Below are 21782 nucleotides of genomic sequence, written 5' to 3'. Positions count from 1 at the left end.
CCCCTAGCCCTCGGCCCGGGCGGGGAGGTCGAGGCCCAGCAGCGCGTTCTCCACCACCTCGGGCAGCGCCGGGTGAATCCAGTATTCCCCGCGCGCGGCGTCGCGCACGTCGATGTCGAAGGCCATGAGGGTGACGATCTGCTGGATGAGCGTGGAGGCCTGCGGCCCCATCAGGTGCGCGCCCAGCAGCCTGCCGGTGGCGCGATCCGCCACGAGCTTGACCACGCCGGTGGTGTCCTCCATCGCCCAGCCGTAGGCCACGTCGGCGTACTTTTGCACCTTGACGGTCACGTCCGCCCCGGACTCGCGGGCCTCCTTTTCCGTCATGCCCACGGTGGCGATCTGCGGGTGGGTAAACACGGCCGCCGGGACGTGCCGGTGGGGCAGCGGGCGCAGGTCCTCGGGGTGAAGCAGGTTGTGCCACACGGCGCGGGCCTCGGCGTTGGCCACGTGCTTGAGCAGGTAGGGCGAGGAGACGTCGCCCAGGGCCCACACCCCCGGCGCGGTGGTGGAGCGGCCGTACTCGTCCACCTCCACGCGGCCCTTGGTCACCGCCACGCCGCCGGCCTGCGCCTCCAGGCGATCCCCGTTGGGCACGCGCCCCGTGGCCACCAGCAGGTGCGTGGCGCGCACGATGGAGCCGTCGCTTAAGGAGGCGGCGATGGTGCCGTCGGGCTCCCGGGTGAGGGACGCGATCTCCGAGTTGAAGCGGACGTCGTAGCGCTCGGCGGCCAGCTCGGTGAAGCGCTGGCTGATTTCCTCGTCCAGGTGCCGCAGCAGGGCGTCCGAGCGGTTGATCACGGTCACCGTGGTGCCCAGGGCGTCAAAGACATGCGCGAACTCCATGGCGATGTAGCCCCCGCCCACGATGATGAGGGACTCGGGCTGCTCGGGCAGGCGCATGATCGTCTCGTTGGTCTGATAGGGCACCCCGGACTCCGCGATCACACCGGGGATCATGGGGCGCGACCCGGCGGCGATCACCACGTTATCGGCGGAGATGACGGCCTCCTCATCGCCCCGGCCGGTGCGCAGCGTGCGCTCGCCCACGAACACCGCGTGGCGGTCGTAGACGTCGATGTTGGGAGTCTTGGGGCCGCGCCGGTACTCCTCGCCGCCGCGCGCGATGGGGTCGATGCGCCGGTCAAAGACGCGGGAGACGATGCCGGGCCAGTCCACGGAGCTGACCTGGGCGTCCACGCCCAGGGCAGAGGCGTGCCGGGTGGCCAGCGCCAGGTCCGCCGCGTACACGTACATCTTGGTGGGGATGCAGCCCACGTTGAGGCAGGTGCCGCCGAAGCGGCCCTCCTCCACGAGGGCGATGGAGAGGTCGTCGAACTCCGGGGGCAGGCTGTTGCCGGACCCGGTGCCGATGACGATGAGGTCGTAGTGCTTGGTCGGGGTGCTCATGGTGGTACTAACCTCCTGCGGGTGGTTTTTATTGCGCCGGGGAGTGGCGGCGGGTTAGCGGGCCGGTCCCTCTGAGGCGTCGGCGGCGTCGGCGTCCTCGGGCCCCAGGGCCTCGGCCAGCCAGTCGAAGGTCGCGGCGAAGGCCTCCTCGCGCACCAGCGGGGTGGAAAGAAAGACGTCGTGCCGCGCGGAGTCCAGGGCGAGGACGGTGGAGCGGGTGCTCAGGTCCGGGGCCAGGCGCCGGATCTGCTCCACGTCCAGGACGGTATCGGCGCTATCGGAGGCGGCGGAGTACTCGTGGCCCAGCCAGGAGCGGGAGGAGCACAGGGTGAGCATGGGCAGCTCCAGCGGGGGCTGCGCGCGCAGGGCCGCCTGCCCCTGGAAGATCGCCTCGATCCAGCCGTAGTACTTCCGGTGCCCGCTCAACGGCTTCATGGTGGTGTCGTAGTCCCACTCGCCGCCGTGGGAGCGGTGCAGAGACTGCCCGTAGGCGCTGATCTCCTTCTGCGGCAGGGAGAGGAAGGGACGCAGCCTGCCCACCGTGGTGGTCAGCGCCTTGGTGCCCACCACCACGGGGCGGGGGAAGGGCATGTCCAGCCAGGGGCTGTTGAGGATCGCGGCGGGGATGCGTGCTAGCAGCTCCGGGTCCGTGCGGCGCAGGTGGTCCAGCCACAGCGCCGCCACGAGGCCCCCCGTGGAGTGCGCGAGCGGCACCACCGCGCCGTGCTGGCGCGCCAGCAGCCGCGCGGCGGCGGTCAGCTCGGGGTAGTAGTGGGCGAGGTCGCTGGTGTAGTGCCAGTGCTGGCCGGGGCGGTGGGAGCGCCCGCACTTGCGCAGGTCCAGGGCGTAGAGGGGGTAGCCCTCCTCGGCGCAGCGCTCGGCCACGTGGGTGTGAAAGAAGTAATCGGACATGCCGTGGACCCACAGCAGCGCGGGCCTGGCGGTGGGATCGTCGCCGGTGGCCTGAACGGCGTGATCGGCCCGCACGAGCGTGGCCACCGCTGTTCCCTCGCCGTCGGGGTCTTCGCCAAGATTCAGGGTCGCGGCGCGGTACCCGGCCCCCAGTATGTCCTCGTCCCAACTCAGGTCTGTCTCGGAGAAGTCATCCATGTTGTGCCAGTGTAGACAGATCGGCGGGCGTCGAGCAGGGGGAGGGGCCGGGGGTGGTATTCGGCAGCCGTGGCATGGAATAACACCCGTTTTCGGGTAAAAAACCGTGGCACGGTGCGGAACCCGGACCCCAGGGGGCGTAAGGTGTAGGTCACTGACTGTGGCCCGCGTGAGCACATGGAGGCTCGCGCGGGCTTGCATGAGCCAAGTGAGGCAGCCGCCAGCGCAATAAAGATGAAGAGGTAAAGAGCAAGTGTCTGAGAATCCAAAGATCAGCGACGAGGTGGATGTCGCACTCATCGGCGCCGGCATCATGAGCGCCACCCTGGGCGCGATGCTGAGGGAGCTGGAGCCGACGTGGACGCAGATGGTGTTCGAGCGCCTCGACGGCGCCGCGATGGAATCCTCCTCCCCCTGGAACAACGCCGGTACCGGCCACTCCGCACTGTGCGAACTCAACTACACGCCGGAGAAGAACGGCAAGATCGACGTCACCAAGGCCGTGGCGATTAACGAGAAGTTCCAGGTGTCCCGCCAGTTCTGGTCCCACCAGGTCACCAGCGGCGTGCTGCCCTCCCCGAGGGACTTCATCAACCCCGTGCCGCACGTCTCGCTCGCCCAGGGCGAGGACCAGGTGAGCTACCTGCGCCGCCGCTACGAGGTGCTGGCTAACCACCCGCTCTTCCCGGACATGAAGTTCACCGCCGACCGCGACGAGTTCGCCCAGAAGCTCCCCCTCATGGCCGCCGGGCGCGACTACTCCGAGGACGTGGCGATCTCCTGGACGGACGCGGGCACGGACATCAACTACGGCTCCCTGACCCGCCAGTTCTTCGACGCCGGCCAGCGCGCGGGCACCGAGTTCCGCTATGGGCACGAGGTCAAGGCGCTCAAGCGCGAGGGCAAGAAGTGGCGGATCACGGTGAAGAACCTCCACACGGGGGACACCTCCGTGGTGCGGGCCAACTTCGTGTTCGTGGGCGCCGGCGGCTACGCCCTCGACCTGCTGCGCAAGGCCGGGGTTGCGGACGTGCGCGGCATCGCCGGGTTCCCCATCTCCGGCATGTGGCTGCGCTGCACCAACGAGGAACTCATCGAGCAGCACCAGGCCAAGGTGTACGGCAAGGCCCGCGTGGGCGCCCCGCCGATGTCCGTGCCGCACCTGGACACCCGCGTGATCGACGGCAAGCGCGGCCTGCTCTTTGGCCCCTTCGCCGGGTGGACGCCCAAGTTCCTCAAGAAGGGCTCCTACCTGGACCTGTTCAAGTCCATCCGCCCGGATAACATCCCCTCCTACCTGGGCGTGGCCGTCCAGGAGTTCGGACTGACCAAGTACCTGGTCACCGAGGTGATGAAGAACTTTGACAGCCGCGTGGACTCCCTGCGCGAGTACATGCCCCAGGCGGACGGCAAGGACTGGGAGACGGTGATCGCGGGCCAGCGCGTGCAGGTGATCCAGCCGACGGCCGCCCCCCGCTTCGGCTCCCTGGAGTTCGGCACCGCCCTGGTCAACGACACCGACGGCTCCATCGCGGGCCTCCTGGGCGCCTCCCCGGGTGCCTCCATCGCCCCGGCGGCGATGGTGGAGCTGCTGGAGCGCTGCTTTGGCGAGCGCATGATCGACTGGGCGGACAAGCTCATCGAGATGATCCCCTCCTACGGCCACAAGCTCGCCGGGGAGCCGGACATGTTCGCCCGGGTGTGGGAGGATACCCAGCGCACGCTGCGGCTGGAGGACTAGCCGCAGAGATCGCTTCGCCAAGCCGCGGGCCCTTGGAGGGCTCGCGGCTTGTCCGCGTTCGGGGGTGCGGGGTGGGGTGGTGCGCGCGACGTTGTTTCCATGCCACGGCGTGACGGGTGGGGCGCTCGGCCCCACCGGTGCGGAATGAAAGAATGTGGTCATTCCGCGCTGGTGCGGGAGTGAATCACCCGCGTCCCACGGCGGCATATAAACCGCCGCGCGACCGGCCCCTCCGGGTACACTCGTGCCCCATGACGGCAGCGCAGCGCGACTTAACTCTTGGCACCGTGCACCTGGTGGGAGGGGGACCGGGCGCCTGGGACCTCATCACCGTGCGGGGGATGCGCGCCCTGCAACGCGCGGACGTAATCCTCACCGATCACCTCGGCCCGGTGGGGGAGCTGGACATGCTCTGCGACGCCTCCGCCAAGGAGATCATCGACGTGGCCAAGCTGCCCTACGAGCGCCAGACCAGCCAGGAGCGGATCAACGAGCTGCTGGTGGAGCACGCCCGGCGAGGCCGGGAGGTGGTGCGCCTCAAGGGCGGCGACCCCTACGTGTTCGGCCGGGGGTTCGAGGAGTACGAGTACTGCCTGCGCCACGGCGTGCCCTGCGAGGTGGTCCCGGGCGTGACCTCGGCGGTGTCGGTCCCCGCGCTGGCGGGGGTGCCGCTCACGCAGCGCGGCATGGTGCATTCCTTTCACGTGGTCTCGGGGCACCTCCCGCCCGGTCATCCGCGCTCCGAGGTGGATTGGTCCGCGCTGGCGCGCAGCGGCGGCACCATCGTGGTGATCATGGGGGTGCGCCAGGCCGGGCCGATCGCGCGAGCGCTTATCGACGCCGCCCTGGACCCCGCCACGCCCTGCGTGATCGTGCAGGAGGGCAGCACGGAGAATCAGCGCGTGGTGCGGTGCGACCTGGGGGGCCTGGCGGAGGCCATGCGAGACAACGACGTGCGTTCCCCGGCGGTGTACGTGATCGGGGAGGTGGCCGGGCTGAGCGCGGATCAGCCCTGGGGATGAGGCGCGCCCGGACGCTCCGGGGGTAGCGTGGGGGAATTATGAAGGTGCAGCGGTGTTTTTCTTTTCTCAGAAGATTCTGGTTCTTTGCGCGGGTACCGTTAGTCATCTTTTTAGGTATTTCTGGTAGTGCTAGTTATTGGGACGATAGTCCTCTGCGGAGTGTGGTGGTCGCGTGTATGGTGGCCACCATTCTAGGGCTATGGTCTTTTCCGCACTTTTTTGCGTCGGTCATGTTTTTGCTTATCGCAGCCTTCCTTTTCTCTGGCCATTTTGGGTGGGATAGCCTGATCGGCATCGTCATGATGTTTGTTTCTTGGTCTGTATCCACGCGGTGTAGGGTTCGATTCTCTCTGTACTACATCGTTGCCATGGGGATCATCATTCTGGCCGCATGTGTGATTCGGTTTTATGGTACTAATGACGCCAACTGGATTATCGGCCTTTTTGTTGGAAGGTTTTCTCCTTTATTTTCTTTTTGGTTGATGGGCGTAATGCTTCGCCAACGGGAGAATAGGCTCGCTATCCTTTCCGAGAAGGCCGAACTCGCCGGGACCCTGGAGCGCAACCGCATCGCCCGCGAGATGCACGACATTATCGCGCACAATCTTTCCGGCGTGATCGCCTTAGCCGACGGAGCCCGGTATAGCGCGGTCCGCAACCCGCAGGTGGCGGTGGACACCTTGGAGGTGATCTCGGAGACGTCCCGCGACGCACTCCATCAGATCCGGGGGTTGCTCTCGGTGCTGCGAGAGGGAGAGGGGAGGGATCGTCACTCGGCCCCCGGAGTCACCGATATTTCGGCACTGGTGAGCGACGCGCGCCGTAATGGTCTGGAACTCATGGTCACCGGATTGGACTCTCTTCCCGATGATCTTCCGCCCCTGCTGCAATTTACCCTTTACCGCACGGTGCAGGAGTTGCTGACCAATATGCTCAAGTACTCCTCCACGAGGACGGGCAGCATCAGGGTGGAGAGGGCGGGGCGCACCATCTCCCTCTACTCGCGCAATCCCACGGAGGACGGAGACTCTCCCGGAGGTCTTGGCCTGGTGGGTATGCAGGAACGCCTGCATACCCAGGGTGGGGTCCTGGACGTGAACAGAAAAGACGGCGAGTTCCTAGTGGAAGCAAGGGTGGCGTGGTGAGCGAAAAGATTGCGGTGGGCCTGGTGGACGATCAGCCCCTGGTGCGCACGGGCTTTGCCATGCTGGTGAACTCCCAGGACGATATGCGCGTGGCCTGGGACGTTAGCGACGGCGATCAGGTGCCGGGGCAGGGCCCCGTGGACGTGGTGCTCATGGACGTGCAGATGGCGCGGGTGGACGGCATCACCGCCGCGCAGCGGCTCATAGAGCAGCACCCGCAGACCAGGGTCATCATGCTCACCACCTTTGACGATCACGGCTTTGTGCGCGGCGCGGTGGACGCCGGGGCCAGCGGCTTTCTGCTCAAGGACGCCCAGCCGGAGGAGCTGCTGCGCGCGGTGCGGGTGGTGCATTCCGGCGAGGCCGTCCTGGCGCCCAAGGTCACCGCCAATATCCTGCGGGACCTGGTAGCGCAGCGCCCCACCGATCCTCCGATCCCGAGGCCGGAGGCGTCGGCAAGCAATCTGGAGCCGGTGGAGGAGCTGACGCGCCGGGAGTTGCATGTGCTGCGCCTGATGGCGCTGGGGCTGAATAATCAGGAGATCGCGGAGCGCGAGGTGGTGTCCATGGCCACGGTCAAGACGCACGTGCGCCACATTCTGATGAAGACCCGCTCGCGGGATCGGGTGCAGGCGGTGCTGTTCGCGTACCGGCGCGGGGTGGTCAGCCCACAGGAACTGCTCAATCATCCCCAAGGCTGATCCAAGTTTTCAGCCCCCGGGGCGATGTGGGGCGGGGGTGCGCGCGGCGATGATGAGGTCATGCTTGAAATCAAGAACCTCACCAAGACGTACAAGGACAAGCGGGCGGTGGACGATCTCTCCTTCACCGTGCCGGACGGCGTGGTCACCGGCTTCCTCGGGCCCAACGGCGCCGGAAAGTCCACCACCATGCGCATGGCGGTGGGCCTGGAGTGCCCCACTTCGGGCACCGCGACCTTCGACGGCACGGAGTTTCGCAGGCTCGCCCACCCCGGAAGGACGGTGGGCACGCTTCTCGACGCCACCTGGTTCCGCCCCGGCCGCAGCGCGCGGGCGCACCTGGGCATGATGGCGGCCCTGCAGCAGGTGCCCATGAGCCGCGTGGACGACGTCCTGGAGCGCGTGGGCATCGCCAGCGTGGCGCACAAGAAGGTGGGCGGCTACTCGCTGGGCATGAAGCAGCGCTTCGGCCTGGCCTGCGCCCTGCTGGGCGATCCCAAGCACCTGCTGCTCGACGAGCCCGTCAACGGCCTCGACCCGGAGGGCGTGCACTGGATGCGCGATCGGATCCGGGAGCTGGCCGCCGAGGGACGCTCCGTGCTCGTGTCCTCCCACCTGCTCTCCGAGATGGCGCTGACGGCGGATCGCCTGGTGGTCATCGGGCGCGGGCAGCTCGTGCGCGAGGGCACCGTGGAGGAGTTCGTGGGCGCGAGCGGGGAGGCCGCGATCGAGGTGCGGGTGGATCGCCCCAACGAGCTTGAGGACGCCCTGGCGGGCAACGGCATCCGGGTGGAGCGCGGGCCGGATAACCTGCTGCGCGTCTTTGGCCTGGAGGACCCCATCGAGGTGGGGGCCGTGTGCCGGGCCCTGGACCTCACCGTGGCGGGGTTGCAGCGCCGCACCCCCTCCCTGGAGGAGGCCTTCCTCGCCGCCACCGCCGACGCCACCGAATATCGCGCCGCGTAAGTCATCTCAGAAAGGAACCACCCGCATGTTGCACATTCACAGCCAGGCGCGCGCCCTGTTCTCCCTGCGCGTCACCTGGATCTACATGGCGATCATCGCCGCGAGCATGGCCGCCCTCCCGATGTTGTTCACCATTGGGTCAAGCCGAGAGGACTCCCTGCCCTTCAGCGGATTCTTCGAGTCCGGGCAGCTCGTGCTCATCGTGGTCCTCTTCGGGGCCACGATGATCCCGGGTTCGGACCTGACCAAGGGGGCCACGGCGTGGTGCTACCTCTCCCATAAGAACCGCTTTGCCCTGGTGGTGGCGCAGGCGGCGCTGCTGCTGGCGGCCTTTCTCGCGGCGGCGAGCCTGGGCGTGGCCGTGGGGGTCTTGGGGGTCTTTGCCCTGGGCTTCCGCGTGGACTTTGGGCTGAGCGGGGAGGACTGGGCGAACGTCGCCGCCGTGTATTCCCAGTGGATCGTGCTGGGCGCCATCGCGCTGCTGCTCACCTACATCCTGGGGCGCGCCGTCTATGCCTCCCTGCTGATGATCCTGGACACGCTCGTCCTCGAGGTGAGCCTTCCGCTGCTGGGCAAGGACTGGGCGGAGATGTTGGCGCAGTTCCTGCCCCTGCGCAACAGCGTCGTTGCGGTGCAGGGAGTCGAGGCCGCGGGCATGGGAACCGACGTTGGGCAGGCGGCCGCGGCGGGGATCGTCGTCGCCACGGTCGGGGTGCTGGGGCTGTTGGCCTGGCGGGCCGTGAACCGTCGCGCCGTGAACTAGGCACCATCTTCACACACCTACGAAAGGAAAAGGATCATGAAGAAAGCACGTATTGGTTTGGCCCTATGCCTGACCGCCGCCCTGGGGCTTGCGGCCCCGGCCGCCACCGCAGCCGAGGCCCCCACGGAACTGACGGGGAACCCCGTGCTCAGGGAGGATACTCCCGAGGGGATCGAGGGCGCGCTGGCGGTGATCAGGGCAAATACACGTCACATGGCTCAGGTAGTGGAAAGGGAACTCCGGGGGTTCTCCGGGCATATGCTTGACGACATGGTCGAGGGGGATTTTGATGTGGATCATATTCCGGGAATCCTCGAACGCGAGCAGGGCATCGGTAACCATCTGATCGAGGTAGCGCAGGTGACGGTGAGAGACAGCGCGGAGGCGCTGTCCTCATAAGGACTACCCGGCCGACGGGGGTGGCGCTCCCACCCGCCACCGGCGCGCGCCGGGCGCGTGAACTAGAAACGATGAATAAGCAGCAATCATTGAAAGGAACAACCATGAAGAAGTCTATTCGCCTGGTGCTCGCGGCCTCCCTGGCCGGCCTGCCCGCCGCGTTCGTGGCCCAGGCCACCGCCGCCGAGGTGGCGCCGGGAGCCCTGATGCTCACGGTGGAGGATGGCACCGCCGAGGACCTGCCCGTCGAGGTGCCGCCGGGATACGACGCCACAGGCACCTGCTCCCAGGGCCTGCCCGGCACCGTCAGGCTCCCGGACGGGGAGCAGCGCCGCGTGATGGTCAGCGCGGCCCACTGCCTCAAGGGCACCGAGGGCGTGGAGGGCGACGTTGCCTCCCTCTACGTCCCGATGGAGGACGGAAACCGCCTCATCGCGCTGCCGGATCGGGGAGAGAAGGCCACCTTCACCGAGGGCGATCACCCCCTCGACCCCGACTACTGGTTTGATACCACCCCCGACTGGGCCACCGCCGACCTCGCCCCGGACGCGGAGATGACCCGCGTGGCGGACTCCGTGGATCAGTACGGGCGCAGACACGGCGAGCCCGTGGTGCTCACCGGGGTGCGCGACTACCGCGACCTGGAGGAGGGCGAGGTGTCCTTTGACAACCTCGGCCAGCCCATCTGCAAGGACGGCGCCACCAGCGGGCGCACCTGCGGCATCCAGTTCATGCGCACGCGCAACACCCTGTGGTCCACCAACGTGGGCCTTCCCGGAGACTCCGGCGGCGTGAACTTCGATCCCACCACCGGCGAGGCCCTGGGCGCCTCCACACAGTCCCTGCTGGGGCTGATGATGGCCACCCAGCCCTTCGACGTCGCCCTGGAGGAGGCCTACGACATCCCGGACGGCCAGGTCAACGAGCGCTTCAGCCTGCCGGAGTCCACCGAGGCCCACGACCCGATGCTGACCACCACAGAGTACGGGCAGCGCGTGGAGGACTGGGCGCAGCAGGAGATGCCGGAGCAGACGCAGCAGCCCGCCGAGCCGCTCACCATGGAGGACGCCGAGCAGGTGGCCCTGGGCAACACCATGTACGCCGTGGGGGAGCTGCGGGGCCAGGCGCAGGACGCGGCGAACATCCTCGCCCAGGACCCCACGCGTGTGGACGCCGTGGCGGAGAACGCCGCGACGGGCGCGGAGATCCTCGGCGGCCTGGCGCAGGAGACGGCGCAGGCCTACGACGAGGCCCTGGCCAACCTCGTGTTCGGTGAGGAGGAAGAGTAATGCGCCGCAGGGGATACGTGACGGTGGCAGCCCTGGTGGCGGGTGCGACGGCGGGGCTGGTCGCTCCCGCCACCGCCGCCGAGGTGGCTCCGGGCGCGCCGATGCGCATGGCCACGGACAGCTTCGAGGGCCTGGCCGAGGAGGTGCCGCTGGAGGTGATGACCACGGCCGCGTGCTCCCAGGGGGTGCCGGGCACGGTCACGCTCGCGGACGGTTCCCAGCGGGACGTGCTGGTAAGCGCCGGGCACTGCCTCTACGGCATCGAGGGGGAGGGCGTGGAAACATACCCCGAGGTGTACGCGGCGCTGCCCGAGGGCCGGAGGCTCATTGCCCAGCGGGAGCACGGGGACAAGGTGTATCCGGCCACGCAGGACGGCGGCGTGGAGTCGGTGATCCGGCAGTTTGACGGCCCGGACTGGGCCACCGCCGAGGTGGTCGATGGCGCGGAGATGACCCGCGTGGCCGATTCCGTGGATCAGTACGGGCGCAGGCACGGCGACCCGGTGGTGCTCACCGGGGTGCGCGATTACCGGGACCTCGGTCCGTGGGAGGTGGACTTTGACAACCTCGGCCAGCCCATCTGCAAGGACGGGCAGACCTCCGGGCGCACCTGCGGGATACAGCTCATGCGCACCAGCAACGGCGTCTGGCACACCAACCTCTCCCAGCCCGGCGATTCCGGCGGCGTGAACTTCGACCCCACCACCGGCGAGGCCATCGGCGTGACCTCGATGGGATTTGCAGGTCTTCTGGGCCGCGCGCAGCCCATGGACGTGGCCCTGGAGCAGGCCTACGGCATCCCGGACGGCCAGGTCAACGAGCGCTTCGCGCTCCCGGAGTCCACGCAGCCGCACACCCCGGCCTACACCCTGGTCGAGGACCTAGGGCAGGCAGTCGAGTGGGCGGAGCAGAATCTCCCCGAGGAGGAGTTCGTCCCGCAGGAGCCGCCGACCCTGGACGACGCCCACGCGCGGGCCTACGACAACCTGGAGGCTGGAGTGGGCGAGGTGCGGCTCCAGGTCCAGGACGCCGTGGGAATGCTCGCCGAGGACCCCACCCAGGCGGGCGCCGTGGTCAACAACGCCGTGGAGACCGCCGACTACGTCGGTACCCTGGTGGAGGATACCGCGACCGCCTACGGGGAGGCCTGGGACGCCGTGCTGGCCGAGGGTATGCCCGAGGAGTGGCGGTAAAGGCCCCTACACCACCAGCGTCAGCTCCGTGGGGGAGTTCTCCTCCACGGTCATGCCCGCCGCCCGCGCCACCTCGGCCACCCCGGGGGCGTCGGCGGGCGCGGCGTCGCTGAGCGCCAGCACCCGGGCCAGCTGCCCCTTGTAGTGCTTGTTGAAGTGGCTGACCACCTTGCGGCTGCCGTCCTCGCGCACGGACTCCACCCGCACCGTCAGCGCGCCGGGGAGGCGGCCGAGATGCTGGTACCCGCCCGAGCGCAGGTCCACCACCAGCCCGTCCACCTCGCCCAGGGCCTCGGTGATGGCCGCGCCCCACCGGGCCTTCATCGTGGGGGTGGCCCCGGCGGCGTCGGGCAGCTTGGTGGAGGCGGAGAGCCGGTAGTGGGGGATGGGGTCGTCGGCACGCAGCAGGCCGAAGAGGGCCGAGCCCACGGCCAGGCGGGCGCGGGCTTGCGGGGGCAGGGTGGGGGCGTCGAGGGCGTCGTAGAGCACCCCGGTGTAGCGCTCGAGCGCGGGCATCGTCGGTGCGCTGAGGAGCCGGGCGTTGAGTTCCGCCTCGGGGCGCAGCCGCTCCGATATTCCCAGCACGCCCAGGGCCTTATCCACGGGCAGGCGGGCGAGGTCCGCGGCGATGGCGCGGCGCTGCGGGGTGAGCGAGGGGAAGGAGAGGCAGTCCCAGCGCAGCGGCCCGGAATCGCCCCCGTGGGCCTTGGTTTCCGATGGGGGTAGGACGATCAACATGCGCACTAGCCTAACGGGTAAAGTCAGGGGCCATGATCACTCGCTTGTCCACGCTTTTCCTCCGCACGCTGCGCGAAGACCCCGCCGACGCGGAGGTTCCCAGCCATAAGCTGCTGGTGCGCGCCGGGTACATCCGCCGCGTCGCCCCCGGTATCTACTCGTGGCTGCCCCTGGGGCTGCGCACGCTGCGCAGGATCGAGACGATCGTGCGCGAGGAGATGGACGGCATCGGCGCCCAGGAGCTGCTCTTCCCGGCGCTGCTGCCGCGCGAGCCCTACGAGACCACGCGGCGTTGGACGGAGTATGGCTCCTCGCTGCTGCGCCTGAAGGACCGCAAGGGCGCGGACATGCTGCTCGGGCCCACCCACGAGGAGATGTTTACCACCGCCGTGAAGGACCTGTACTCCTCGTACAAGGACTTCCCGGTGACCCTCTACCAGATCCAGACCAAGTACCGCGACGAGGAGCGCCCCCGCGCGGGCATCCTGCGCGGGCGCGAGTTCGTGATGAAGGATTCCTATTCCTTCGACATGGACGACGCCGGGCTGGAGGAGTCCTACCAGCGCCACCGGGGCGCCTACCAGCGCATCTTCGACCGCCTGGGCCTGGACTACGTGATCTGCGCGGCCACCTCCGGGGCCATGGGCGGCTCGGCCTCCGAGGAGTTCCTGGCGATCTCCCCCAACGGCGAGGACACCTTTGTGCGCGCCACGCAGGGCGACTACGCGGCCAACGTGGAGGCCGTGGTCACCCAGCCGGGGCAGGAGCGCGAGATCGAGGGGCAGCCCGAGGCGCAGGAGTACGCCACCCCGGACGCCCCCACGATGGACTCCCTCGTGCAGTGGGCGCGCGCGGAGGGCCTGACTATCGACGGCCGCGAGGTGCAGCTCTCCGACACCCTCAAGTGCCTGATGGTCAAACTCACCCAGCCGGGTGCCGAGGAGCCCGAGCTCGTCGGCGTGCTGCTGCCGGGCGACCGCGAGGCGGACATGAAGCGCCTGGAGGCCGCCGTGGAACCCGCCACGGTGGAGCTGGCCGAGGAGGAGGACTTCAAGAACAACCCCTTCCTGGTCAAGGGCTACATCGGCCCGCGCGGCCTCGCGGAGAACGGCGTGCGCGTGCTGGCCGACCCGCGCGTGGTGCGCGGCACCCGCTGGATCACCGGGGCGGACGAGAAGAACCGCCACGTGGCAAACATGGTGTGCGGGCGCGACTTCACCCCGGACGGCTTTGTGGAGGCCGCCCAGATCAAGGAGGGCGACCCAGCCCCGGAGGGCCAGGGCACGCTGACGCTGCAGCGCGGCATCGAGATCGGGCACATCTTCCAGCTCGGCCGCAAGTACACCGAGGCCTTCGACGTGCAGATCCTCGACGTCAACGGCAAGCGCTCCGTGCCCACGATGGGCTCCTACGGCGTGGGGGTCTCCCGCGTCATGGCGGTGCTGGCGGAGCAGATGCACGACGAGAAGGGCCTGCGCTGGCCCGTGGAGGTGGCCCCGTACCAGGTGCACGTGGTGGCGGCCAACAAGGACGCCGCCGCGGTGGAGGCCGCCGGGACCCTGGCCGAGGAACTCTCCCAGGCAGGCCTGGACGTGCTCTTTGACGATCGCCCCAAGGTCAGCCCCGGGGTGAAGTTCAAGGACGCGGAGCTGCTGGGCATGCCCTTTGCCGCCGTGCTGGGGCGCGGCTACGCGCAGGGCGTGATCGAGCTGCGCAGGCGCGGGGGAGAGTCCGTGGAGGTGCCGGCGGGCGAGGCCGTTGCCACGCTGGTGGAGTGGGTGCGCGGCTAGCTACCGTTTTTTAGGGGCACCGTGGGGTGCCCGGGGTCTAGCGAAAGCGCTCCGCGTGGGCGGCCCCGGTGATGGCCAGCCGCAGCCAGCCGTGCTGCTCCCCGCGCGCGGAGGCGGCGGCGGAGAGCCAGGCGTCCGCCGCCTGGGAAGCGGCGGCCTCCACGAAGGCCTGGGCGGACTCGGGATCGGAGGGGGCTTGGGTCCCCGTGATCTCGTAGCCCGCCTCGGCCACGGGGACGTCCCCGGTGGGGTCCAGCGCCGTGGTCAGCGCGGCGATGCGCTCGTTGATGGCCTCGGTGAGATCGCCCAGCCCCTGGGCCCCGAAGGCCTTGGCCACCCCCACCCCGTAGGCCAGCGCGTGCTCGCGGCGCAGGACCTCGCGGGCGGCCTCGGCGGCCTCGGGGTCCCCGGCGAGGTCGGTCTGCTCGGCGGCGGCCGCCACGTCCACCCTGCCCGCGGCCTCCGCGAGGATCACGGCCTGCTGCGCCACCAGGGGCCGGGATTCCTCCGGGATCTCGCCAAAGGTCGCCACCATCTGGTCCAGCCCCGTGGTCTCCGGCGGCTCGGAGTCAGCCTCGTCCTGCTTGCAGGAGGCCGGGGTGGAGCCGTCCTCCAGGGTGCCGCAGAGCCGGGCCACCTCGGCGTCGAACGTCTCGGCCTGCTCCGCGCGCAGGGCCGAGATCTCCGGGTTGGTCTCCGCGAGGGTCTCGGCGTCCTCCCGCGCGCCCGCGGCCAGCGCGCTCACCGCCGCGTTGGGGCGCGGGCCGAAGAACTCATCGACCTCGCAGCCGCCGAGCAGCGGGGCTGAGCTGAGGGAAAGAACGAGGACGAGGCTGGCGCGGGAGGGAAACTCGAAAGACACGTGAATCGACCATACCGGTCCCGCGCTAGGCTTGGACCATGCCATTCCCAAGCGCTGAGCAAATTATCGAGTTGTCCCGCCCCGTGGTGGAGGCGCACGGATACCCCCTGGAGGGCGTGCGGATCAATCGCGCGGGCAAGAAGTCCCTGGTGGCGGTGCTGGTGGACGCCGATTCCGACGCCCTGGAGGCCATCTCCAACGAGCTCTCGGGGGTTCTCGACGCCGCCGAGGAGGCCGGGGAGTGCAGCTTTGGCCCCGGCTACACGCTTGAGGTCAGCACCCCCGGCGTGGACACCCCCTTGAGCGCGCCGCGACACTGGCGGCGCAACCGGCACCGCCTGGTGCGGGTGCGCGGCGCGGAGGGCGCTGAGGGCGGCTCTGAGGGGTCGGATGGTGCTGCCGAGGAGCGAGAGGGGCGCATCGGCGCGCTCTCCGAGGACGAGTCCGAGGTGATCCTGGTGCGCAAGCGGGACAAGAGGCTGCGGGTCGAGCGGCTGCGATTGGATCAGGAACTCACGGCGGTGGTACAAATTGAGTTCGCACAGCCGCCGTCGGAGCAGACGGCGCTCACCGAGCTTTCATTCGAGGACGCCACGCGGTGGCAGGAGGAGAACAAGTGAATATTGATCTGGGCGCGCTCAAGGCGATCGAGAACGACCGGGGCATCGAGGTAGACGACCTCCTCCGCACCGTTGCCGAGGCGTTGCTCGGGGCCTACCGCGCCTATCGCGGGACCGAGCCCAGCGACACCGAGCGCGCCCGCGTGGACATCGACGCCACCACCGGCGCGGTCACCGTCATCGTCACCGAATACGAGGAGGACGGCACCGTCTCCTCCGAGTACGACGACACCCCCGAGGGCTTTGCGGGCGTGGCCGCCCCCGCCGTGCGCACCTCCCTGATCCGACGCCTGCGCGAGGCCGAGACCGGCGTGGCCTACGGCAACTACCAGCAGATTCAGGGCACCGTGGTCTCTGGCGTGGTGCAGCGCGACGCCTACGCTAACCAGAAGGGCATCGTGGTGGTGGAGCTGGGCACCGAGCTGGACTCCCAGGACGGCATCCTGCTGCCCGCAGAGCAGCTCCCCGGCGAAAAGCTCACCCACGGCGACCGCGTGAAGGCCTACGTGGTGGGCGTGAACCGAGGCCCGCGCAACCTCCAGATCAACCTCTCGCGCACGCACCCGGAACTCGTCCGAGGTCTCTTTGAGCTCGAGGTCCCGGAGATCGTGGAGGGCTCCGTGGAGATCGTGGGCATCGCGCGCGAGGCCGGGCACCGCTCCAAGGTGGCGGTCAAGGCCCGCTCCAAGGGGCTCAACGCCAAGGGCGCCTGCATCGGGCCGCGCGGGCAGCGCGTGCGCAACATCATGGAGGCCCTGGGAGGGGAGAAGATCGACATCATCGACTACTCCCCGGACCCCAAGAAGTTCGTGGCCAACGCGCTCTCCCCGTCCAAGGTGGTGCGCGTGGAGATCCTCGACGCCGAGGAGCAGTCCGCGCGCGTGGTGGTGCCGGACTACCAGCTCTCCCTGGCCATCGGCAAGGAGGGGCAGAACGCCCGCCTGGCGGCGCGGCTCACGGGCTGGAAGATCGACATCCACTCGGACGCGGAGTAAAGCGCCACCTTTACCCCGATTGAACTGCGGAAATAGAAATGCCCCCGGAGGGGGAGGGGCTGCGATCCCGCAAAAATCCCGCACGAGAAACCGCTCCGGAAATAGTCGCACGAGTTTGATCCTCGGCACCCGGCCAAAGGTGCGTATAGACCTCCAGCGTCATCGCCGCGGACTCATGGCCCAAAGCGTGCTGCACACCCACCACCGAAACCCCGCTATCAATCAGCAGGGAGGCGTAGTAGTGCCGCAGCGAGTGGAACGTGAACGACAGCCCAAGGCCCTGCGCGGCGACCCTCAGTGCCTCTCCGGCGCGGGTATGCCCCAGCGGAGCTCCATCAGCCCGCCTAAATACCCGATCCGTAGGGGACTGCCCCACACACCACCGATCCAGCACCTCTAGCAGATCATCGGCCACGGCAATCTCCCTCCGAGAAGCCCGAGTCTTTAGCGGACGCAGCTCCTGCCCATTCGGAGTAGCCTGCCACTCCACACGCACTACCCGCCGCAGAAAATCCACATCTTGAACCCGCAGCCCACACAGCTCCGAGACACGCATACCGGTACCCACCGCCGTGCGCACCATGTCAGCCACGTCAGGACGCGGCTTCTGGGTATGGATGGACCCCTTCTCGATGTACTCCGCGCCGCCTACCTCCAGTTGCTCCACCAGGGCCGAGATTTGCCCACTGGTGGGGATCTGAGCGCGGGATATACTCCGCGAAGCCTTTGCTCGGGGAGCGCGTATAGGGTTGCGCGCCATCAGCCCGTCCTCGACAGCGAGGCTTAGGGCCGCAGAGACGATGAGCACCCACCGCCTTGTGTGCTGTCCGTGATGCTCCTTCCTCCTTTCCACGGGCGAGCCTTGGTGAGTATGGCCGCCCAATCATCTACGTCACGTCTGCGAAGCGCCACAAGGGGGATGTCTGCGATGGGGCCAAGGTTGGCCGCTACGGTGCTGTAGACAGTCTTGCTGGTATCACGGAGGCTCGGACGAGTAGCCCAACGCTCTAAAGCCTCCGCGACAGTGGTCTTGTGAGTAGCAGGGTCTATCCACTCCCCGCGCCGCATGGCGCGCTGCTGCTCCGCCTCCCAGGCTTTCGCCTCGCGTTGCGTGCTGAAGCTCTTGGAGTGCTCTTTGCCCTGGTGGTCGCGGTAGCGGCCTACCCACCGGGTTGCGCCCGCAGCGGTCTTTTTCTTCTGGGCCATGATATTTTTAGGGTGCCTTTCTCGTGGTATCTGGTGGAGAGATGGGTCAGCCCCCGCAGTAGTGATGGACTGCGGGGGCATTCTCATGCGCGGGGCGGTCGCCTTGCTCTTTTCAATGTGTTGGATTACCCAGTCGTGGGCGATGGGACACCTATTCCGACAAACACAAACCCGAGGAAAGCTAGGCCCATTGAGATAGCGATTAGTGCTGCCCAATGACGTGGAGTTTTTTCTGGTTCAGGAAGTGGGGTAAGGTCAGAGCGTATTATTTCGTCTTTGTTACCGAGAACTTTAGAAAGTTCATTATTCTGACGATTGTGTTTCTGTACCCTTTTGCGATCTTCGTGATCCTTGGTTCGGCACCGCAAAATCCAGCCGCAGCCAACGAAATGGCTTAGCGCGATCATGACCCAGCCAAGGCTAAAGAGCGGCGAGTTGCCTAGCAATATTGCCCCGATGAAAGCCAAAAGCACGCCTACGAAAATTCCACTCCACAGGAACGCATTGACCAGGATTCTGACGGACTCAGGTGTAAGTTCTTCCTTCTCGGAAGTTTTACTCTTTATCGGAGGTGTGGCTGAGCGTTCCACTTGCGCTGCTTCTTGCTTTGGGGGGCGCGGTGGAGCCTCCTGGACCTGTGGGGAACCTGGGGTAGAGGTGGGTTGCGCTGGGCTTTTAATTTGCCGCTTAGGTGCGGATTTCCGCTGGGCTTGCGCGGTTATAGGCCACTCCCATGTAGAGGATTCCGGCTCTGGTGGAGTGGACTCTGGTTCGTGTTGAGGCGTGGGTGGTGTCGTAATTTTCGGCTCTGAGGGAGTATGGACGGGTTGAGGGGGAGACTTTGGTGCTGATGGTGCAGATCGAGTAAGTTCTACCGCTTTCTCTACTGTGTGAGGTTCGGCATCATTACCTTTTTCCATTTTTTCGGCAATCTTATTTATGGCCGTTATGGCTTTCTTTTTGGTTATCCCCTGATAAGCGTCGGGGATATCGTAAAAATCGGGGTCAGCCTCATAGTTCACAAGCCTGGGAAGGGGCGGGGTGTCGGGAACTATCAGGTGCTCTTCCGATAGTTCATGCGCTTTTGCTGCGCTGAGAACCAACTCGATAGCGACAGAGGAGCCCTTAATGATCGCCAGGGCTACGGCATCTGCGCCAAGATCATTGAAATGTCTCACTACGGGAACGATTTTCTCGCTCATTCCGCGTGTCAATTCCCCTACCCGCTCCCCGTCAATACGAACTTCAACCAGGGGAAATTTCTTCCGCACGCCGCCCTCAAAGGCGTGCAGGGTTGTAATAAGTAGGCCATACCCGCTTGGTGGGAGATGGTCAAGGAGGGTGTTAAGGTGGTCCGATTCCTTTGTTACTTGGATTCGGGAAACGTCTGGAAGAACCGCATAGTCCCCATATGGCGGGTCGTTCAGGGGGAAAAGGAGGTGTGGAGATTTGAGCGAGAGTCTAATCCATGAATGGATTTTATTCCTCTCGTCTTGACGGTACCAAACCCGACAATTGGCAGTAGGGGTAATTCCACTGGCAACGAGTCGGCCTAACTGCCAGTAATCATGAGCCTCTTCTTGTGGAAGATAACCGATTATACGGTCCTTCCATCGAACGGAGATGGCATGACCACGGTCCCCGTGGGGATTATCGGGCTCTAAAACCAGATCAACCTCAACAAATTCCTCCTCGTACTCTTTAATTTTCTTTTCTTTAATGAGGAGGGATATATTTCGCTTATATGCGAACGTCCCTGCCAATTCAATATCAAATTTTCTCCCTTTTGGGGAAACGTTATAAGTCTGGCTCACGGTTAATCTTTCCTAGGTGAGGTAGTGTGCTGTGCTATTGCTCTGCTGGAACGGTCGGTTCGGCGGTCATGTTGCGCTGCCGGGCGCTGGCCTCGTGCCCGTTGGGGTCGCTGAGGTCCGCCGGGATGGTGGTGGGGCAGGTGGCGGGGAACTGCGGGGGCGTGTCCCCGTCGCGGGCGGGGATGTGGATGCACTCGACCGGCACCTCCTCGGGTGCGGGGGCGGGGTTCGGCGCAACAGCGGGCGCTGCGGCGGGAGGGGCGGGTGCCGGGGTGTGCTGTTGCTGCGGAACAGGGGCCGGGGCGGGCGCGGGCTGCGGTGCGGGAATGGGGTGTACGAGCTGTTCCGCCTCGGGCTGCTCCGCCGCCGGAGCCTGGGGTTGCACTGCGGTGGTGTCACCGAGGGGCCCAGCGATGGGCGTGGCGGGTGCGGCGGGATCGGCCGGTATCACGGCGCGTCCCCGTGGGGCCGCCCCCTGCTCGCCCGGGCTGGTGCTCTCGCCGGTCGGCGCGTCGGCGGTGGCCCCTGGTTCCTCCTCCGGGCGGGGCGTGGCGGTGGTGGTCGCGGCGCTGCTCGTCGTCGTGGCCGCCGCGGTGGCGCTGGTGGTGGGGGTGGTTTCGGTGTCCCCGGGGCTGCATGCGGTAAGCAGTAGGGTACCGGCGAGCAGGGCGAGTGCGCCTTGCGGCTTTCGGGTGGGCACGGTTACCTCCGTTTGTCTATTGGGCACGCTTTACTGTGAATCCTATTGCTATCGCGTGGGAATGTGCCACATGGCAGGGGGTGGGGTGTGGGTCGCCTTGTACTTAAAATAAGGGCACTGTGGTGAATCGGAGGCTGGTAGAGGAGGGGAAGGTAAGGGCTGTGCGGTGGAGGGGTTGTTGTCCGCTGGGTGTCGCCGGAGGGCCCTGCATATCCTCCCCCGGAGCCCCGGTGGCGGGGGTATCGGCCGAGGGTACCCGGCCTCATGAGGGGGTTGACAGTCCCCGTGCCGCTTTTTATCTTCGATATCAACATATCTCCGATGATTGATAGGAGTGAAGGAATATGTCTAAGTTCATTCGCGGCGGCATCGCCGCCGCCTGCGCCTCCGTGATGGCCCTCGGCGTGGCCTCCGCCGCCTCTGCGGAGGAGAGCGCAGCCGGTTACGAGGAGCACCTGTTCACCGGGTCCTCCACCTCGGTGGCGGCCTTCCAGGAGTGGTTCGCCGGTGGTGAGTTCGTGCAGCCCGAGATCGAGACGCGCGACCTGCGGGAGCTCAAGGTCAACGAGTTTGAGACCGCCGAGTCCGGGGACACGATCTACAAGGACGATCAGGGTCGCTTCTGGATCAAGCAGGACGCGATCGTCAAGTAGTTCGCGCATGTTCATGGTGGAACCCCACGGCGATGTGCCTCGCCGTGGGGTTCGTTCTTGAGGTGGCCCGGGGCGGCCCTCGGCCGCCGTGGTCGAGAAGAGCCTACCTGGGGCACCGGGGGCGGTAGCGTCCCAGGGCGGAGGACGGCCGGGGAGCGGCGAGGGAAAGAGCCGCCTAACTACAGTTTCCCCCCATCGTCGCGTACACTGTATCCCGGCCCTGGTACCTACGGGGTCCGGTTGTGCATGGAAGAATCAGGCGAAAGGGATGGGATTGACGCGAACAAGGCCAATCCGCACCTGCGTTGCCACCCGGCGGCGTCACCCCGATTCTGAGTTACTGCGCATGGTCGTGTGCCCCCAGGGCGGGCGGCGGATCGTTCCCGATCCGCACCGCACAGCCCCTGGGCGCGGCGCGTGGATCACCCCGGACCTTGCGGCATTGGAGCTTGCTGAGAAGCGCCGCGCTATTCCGCGCGCGCTGAAGGTGCCCGTGGATACGGACACGAGTGAAGTTCGCGCCTTCCTGGAACGCCTCGCGGCGTCGCCCGGGGTTCGCGGAACGGAACGGAAACAAGGAAAGAAGACCGAACACTGATGAGCACACGATGAAGCATCAGCGATGAACGTCAAGAAACGCGTCTAGGAACTGACGGGTTCCCTGC

21 protein-coding genes are annotated in these 21782 nt (G+C 67.0%); 14 read left to right on the top strand and 7 right to left on the bottom strand.

Features of this window, described 5'->3' with window-relative positions; genetic code table 11:
* Positions 1–3: 3 nt before the first annotated feature.
* Both mtr and B140_RS11515 read right to left on the bottom strand, forming a co-directional pair.
* The gene (gene mtr, locus B140_RS0100505) at positions 4–1410 is read right to left on the bottom strand and encodes a mycothione reductase (RefSeq protein WP_018117388.1); all 1407 of its coding nucleotides are present in this window, start codon (positions 1408–1410) and stop codon (positions 4–6) included.
* 54 nt (positions 1411–1464) lie between these two features.
* Positions 1465–2520, bottom strand: a complete 1056-nt coding sequence (locus B140_RS11515) for an alpha/beta hydrolase (protein WP_051069201.1) — start codon at positions 2518–2520, stop codon at positions 1465–1467.
* A 253-nt stretch (positions 2521–2773) separates the two neighbouring features.
* Between B140_RS11515 and mqo the strand changes: the two genes are divergently transcribed.
* The 9 genes from mqo to B140_RS14260 all read left to right on the top strand — a co-directional run bounded on the left by mqo (position 2774) and on the right by B140_RS14260 (position 11739).
* On the top strand, positions 2774–4261 hold the full coding sequence (gene mqo / locus B140_RS0100495; RefSeq protein WP_018117386.1) for a malate dehydrogenase (quinone): 1488 nt from the start codon (positions 2774–2776) through the stop codon (positions 4259–4261).
* Between the two features lie 251 nt (positions 4262–4512).
* Entirely contained in the window at positions 4513–5283 is a 771-nt protein-coding gene (cobA, locus tag B140_RS11510; RefSeq protein ID WP_083912179.1) for a uroporphyrinogen-III C-methyltransferase, read from the top strand.
* 38 nt (positions 5284–5321) lie between these two features.
* The gene (locus B140_RS11505; protein ID WP_083912178.1) at positions 5322–6428 is read left to right on the top strand and encodes a sensor histidine kinase; all 1107 of its coding nucleotides are present in this window, start codon (positions 5322–5324) and stop codon (positions 6426–6428) included.
* 59 nt (positions 6429–6487) lie between these two features.
* Complete coding sequence (locus B140_RS0100480; RefSeq protein WP_156801611.1) at positions 6488–7129, top strand: response regulator transcription factor; 642 nt, start codon at positions 6488–6490, stop codon at positions 7127–7129.
* Positions 7130–7189: 60 nt separating this feature from the next.
* Positions 7190–8095, top strand: coding sequence for an ABC transporter ATP-binding protein (locus B140_RS0100475; protein WP_018117382.1), 906 nt, complete (start codon positions 7190–7192; stop codon positions 8093–8095).
* A 25-nt stretch (positions 8096–8120) separates the two neighbouring features.
* Positions 8121–8858: a hypothetical protein gene (locus B140_RS0100470; RefSeq protein WP_018117381.1), complete on the top strand. Its 738-nt coding sequence runs from the start codon at positions 8121–8123 to the stop codon at positions 8856–8858.
* 36 nt (positions 8859–8894) lie between these two features.
* A complete protein-coding gene (locus tag B140_RS0100465; RefSeq protein WP_018117380.1) occupies positions 8895–9257 on the top strand; it encodes a hypothetical protein in 363 nt (120 codons plus the stop codon).
* Positions 9258–9361: 104 nt separating this feature from the next.
* On the top strand, positions 9362–10546 hold the full coding sequence (locus tag B140_RS13135; RefSeq protein ID WP_018117379.1) for a chymotrypsin family serine protease: 1185 nt from the start codon (positions 9362–9364) through the stop codon (positions 10544–10546).
* Positions 10546–11739, top strand: a complete 1194-nt coding sequence (locus tag B140_RS14260) for a chymotrypsin family serine protease (RefSeq protein ID WP_018117378.1) — start codon at positions 10546–10548, stop codon at positions 11737–11739. Before B140_RS13135 ends, B140_RS14260 begins: the two co-directional genes overlap by 1 nt.
* A gap of 6 nt (positions 11740–11745) precedes the next feature.
* On the opposite strand, the gene yaaA is transcribed toward B140_RS14260, so the two are convergent.
* Entirely contained in the window at positions 11746–12477 is a 732-nt protein-coding gene (gene yaaA / locus B140_RS0100450) for a peroxide stress protein YaaA (protein ID WP_018117377.1), read from the bottom strand.
* A 32-nt stretch (positions 12478–12509) separates the two neighbouring features.
* Between yaaA and B140_RS0100445 the strand changes: the two genes are divergently transcribed.
* Positions 12510–14267 (top strand): proline--tRNA ligase, encoded by a 1758-nt coding sequence (locus B140_RS0100445; RefSeq protein ID WP_026165819.1) that lies wholly within the window; start codon positions 12510–12512, stop codon positions 14265–14267.
* A gap of 37 nt (positions 14268–14304) precedes the next feature.
* Here B140_RS0100445 and B140_RS0100440 read toward each other — a convergent pair whose 3' ends face one another.
* The gene (locus B140_RS0100440) at positions 14305–15129 is read right to left on the bottom strand and encodes a hypothetical protein (protein ID WP_018117375.1); all 825 of its coding nucleotides are present in this window, start codon (positions 15127–15129) and stop codon (positions 14305–14307) included.
* Positions 15130–15167: 38 nt separating this feature from the next.
* On the opposite strand from B140_RS0100440, the gene rimP reads away from it, so the two are divergent.
* Positions 15168–15749 carry a ribosome maturation factor RimP gene (gene rimP / locus B140_RS0100435; protein WP_026165817.1) on the top strand — a complete coding sequence of 194 codons (582 nt, stop codon included), beginning with the start codon at positions 15168–15170 and terminating at the stop codon, positions 15747–15749.
* A complete protein-coding gene (nusA, locus tag B140_RS0100430; protein ID WP_018117373.1) occupies positions 15746–16744 on the top strand; it encodes a transcription termination factor NusA in 999 nt (332 codons plus the stop codon). Before rimP ends, nusA begins: the two co-directional genes overlap by 4 nt.
* A 10-nt stretch (positions 16745–16754) precedes the next feature.
* Here nusA and B140_RS12820 read toward each other — a convergent pair whose 3' ends face one another.
* The 3 genes from B140_RS12820 to B140_RS14165 form a co-directional block, all read right to left on the bottom strand.
* Positions 16755–17327: a site-specific integrase gene (locus tag B140_RS12820; RefSeq protein WP_280512651.1), complete on the bottom strand. Its 573-nt coding sequence runs from the start codon at positions 17325–17327 to the stop codon at positions 16755–16757.
* Between the two features lie 748 nt (positions 17328–18075).
* Entirely contained in the window at positions 18076–19764 is a 1689-nt protein-coding gene (locus B140_RS13610) for an HIRAN domain-containing protein (RefSeq protein ID WP_156801586.1), read from the bottom strand.
* A 34-nt stretch (positions 19765–19798) separates the two neighbouring features.
* The gene (locus tag B140_RS14165; protein WP_026165816.1) at positions 19799–20464 is read right to left on the bottom strand and encodes a hypothetical protein; all 666 of its coding nucleotides are present in this window, start codon (positions 20462–20464) and stop codon (positions 19799–19801) included.
* 344 nt (positions 20465–20808) lie between these two features.
* On the opposite strand from B140_RS14165, the gene B140_RS11480 reads away from it, so the two are divergent.
* Positions 20809–21117 (top strand): hypothetical protein, encoded by a 309-nt coding sequence (locus B140_RS11480; protein ID WP_018117371.1) that lies wholly within the window; start codon positions 20809–20811, stop codon positions 21115–21117.
* Positions 21118–21385: 268 nt separating this feature from the next.
* Positions 21386–21715 (top strand): YlxR family protein, encoded by a 330-nt coding sequence (locus tag B140_RS13125; protein WP_083912177.1) that lies wholly within the window; start codon positions 21386–21388, stop codon positions 21713–21715.
* Positions 21716–21782: the final 67 nt, after the last annotated feature.

Origin of the sequence: Corynebacterium mastitidis DSM 44356 (assembly GCF_000375365.1) — a bacterium.
Classification (GTDB): Bacteria; Actinomycetota; Actinomycetes; order Mycobacteriales; family Mycobacteriaceae; genus Corynebacterium; species Corynebacterium mastitidis.
The sequence above is the reverse complement of the archived record's forward strand: the minus strand, read 5'-3'. Positions and strand labels throughout refer to the sequence as shown.

What these genes read in the sequence shown, in the direction of transcription:
- B140_RS13135 (WP_018117379.1), top strand. Translation starts at nt 9,362, where the DNA reads ATGAAGAAGTCTATTCGCCTGGTGCTCGCGGCCTCCCTGGCCGGCCTG.
- cobA (WP_083912179.1), top strand. Translation starts at nt 4,513, where the DNA reads ATGACGGCAGCGCAGCGCGACTTAACTCTTGGCACCGTGCACCTGGTG.
- B140_RS0100465 (WP_018117380.1), top strand. Translation starts at nt 8,895, where the DNA reads ATGAAGAAAGCACGTATTGGTTTGGCCCTATGCCTGACCGCCGCCCTG.
- B140_RS0100445 (WP_026165819.1), top strand. Translation starts at nt 12,510, where the DNA reads ATGATCACTCGCTTGTCCACGCTTTTCCTCCGCACGCTGCGCGAAGAC.
- B140_RS12820 (WP_280512651.1), bottom strand. Translation starts at nt 17,327, where the DNA reads ATGGTGCGCACGGCGGTGGGTACCGGTATGCGTGTCTCGGAGCTGTGT.
- B140_RS14260 (WP_018117378.1), top strand. Translation starts at nt 10,546, where the DNA reads ATGCGCCGCAGGGGATACGTGACGGTGGCAGCCCTGGTGGCGGGTGCG.
- B140_RS11480 (WP_018117371.1), top strand. Translation starts at nt 20,809, where the DNA reads ATGTCTAAGTTCATTCGCGGCGGCATCGCCGCCGCCTGCGCCTCCGTG.
- B140_RS13125 (WP_083912177.1), top strand. Translation starts at nt 21,386, where the DNA reads ATGGGATTGACGCGAACAAGGCCAATCCGCACCTGCGTTGCCACCCGG.
- yaaA (WP_018117377.1), bottom strand. Translation starts at nt 12,477, where the DNA reads ATGTTGATCGTCCTACCCCCATCGGAAACCAAGGCCCACGGGGGCGAT.
- B140_RS11515 (WP_051069201.1), bottom strand. Translation starts at nt 2,520, where the DNA reads ATGGATGACTTCTCCGAGACAGACCTGAGTTGGGACGAGGACATACTG.
- B140_RS0100480 (WP_156801611.1), top strand. Translation starts at nt 6,488, where the DNA reads ATGCTGGTGAACTCCCAGGACGATATGCGCGTGGCCTGGGACGTTAGC.
- B140_RS0100470 (WP_018117381.1), top strand. Translation starts at nt 8,121, where the DNA reads ATGTTGCACATTCACAGCCAGGCGCGCGCCCTGTTCTCCCTGCGCGTC.
- B140_RS11505 (WP_083912178.1), top strand. Translation starts at nt 5,322, where the DNA reads ATGAAGGTGCAGCGGTGTTTTTCTTTTCTCAGAAGATTCTGGTTCTTT.
- mtr (WP_018117388.1), bottom strand. Translation starts at nt 1,410, where the DNA reads ATGAGCACCCCGACCAAGCACTACGACCTCATCGTCATCGGCACCGGG.
- rimP (WP_026165817.1), top strand. Translation starts at nt 15,168, where the DNA reads ATGCCATTCCCAAGCGCTGAGCAAATTATCGAGTTGTCCCGCCCCGTG.
- B140_RS0100475 (WP_018117382.1), top strand. Translation starts at nt 7,190, where the DNA reads ATGCTTGAAATCAAGAACCTCACCAAGACGTACAAGGACAAGCGGGCG.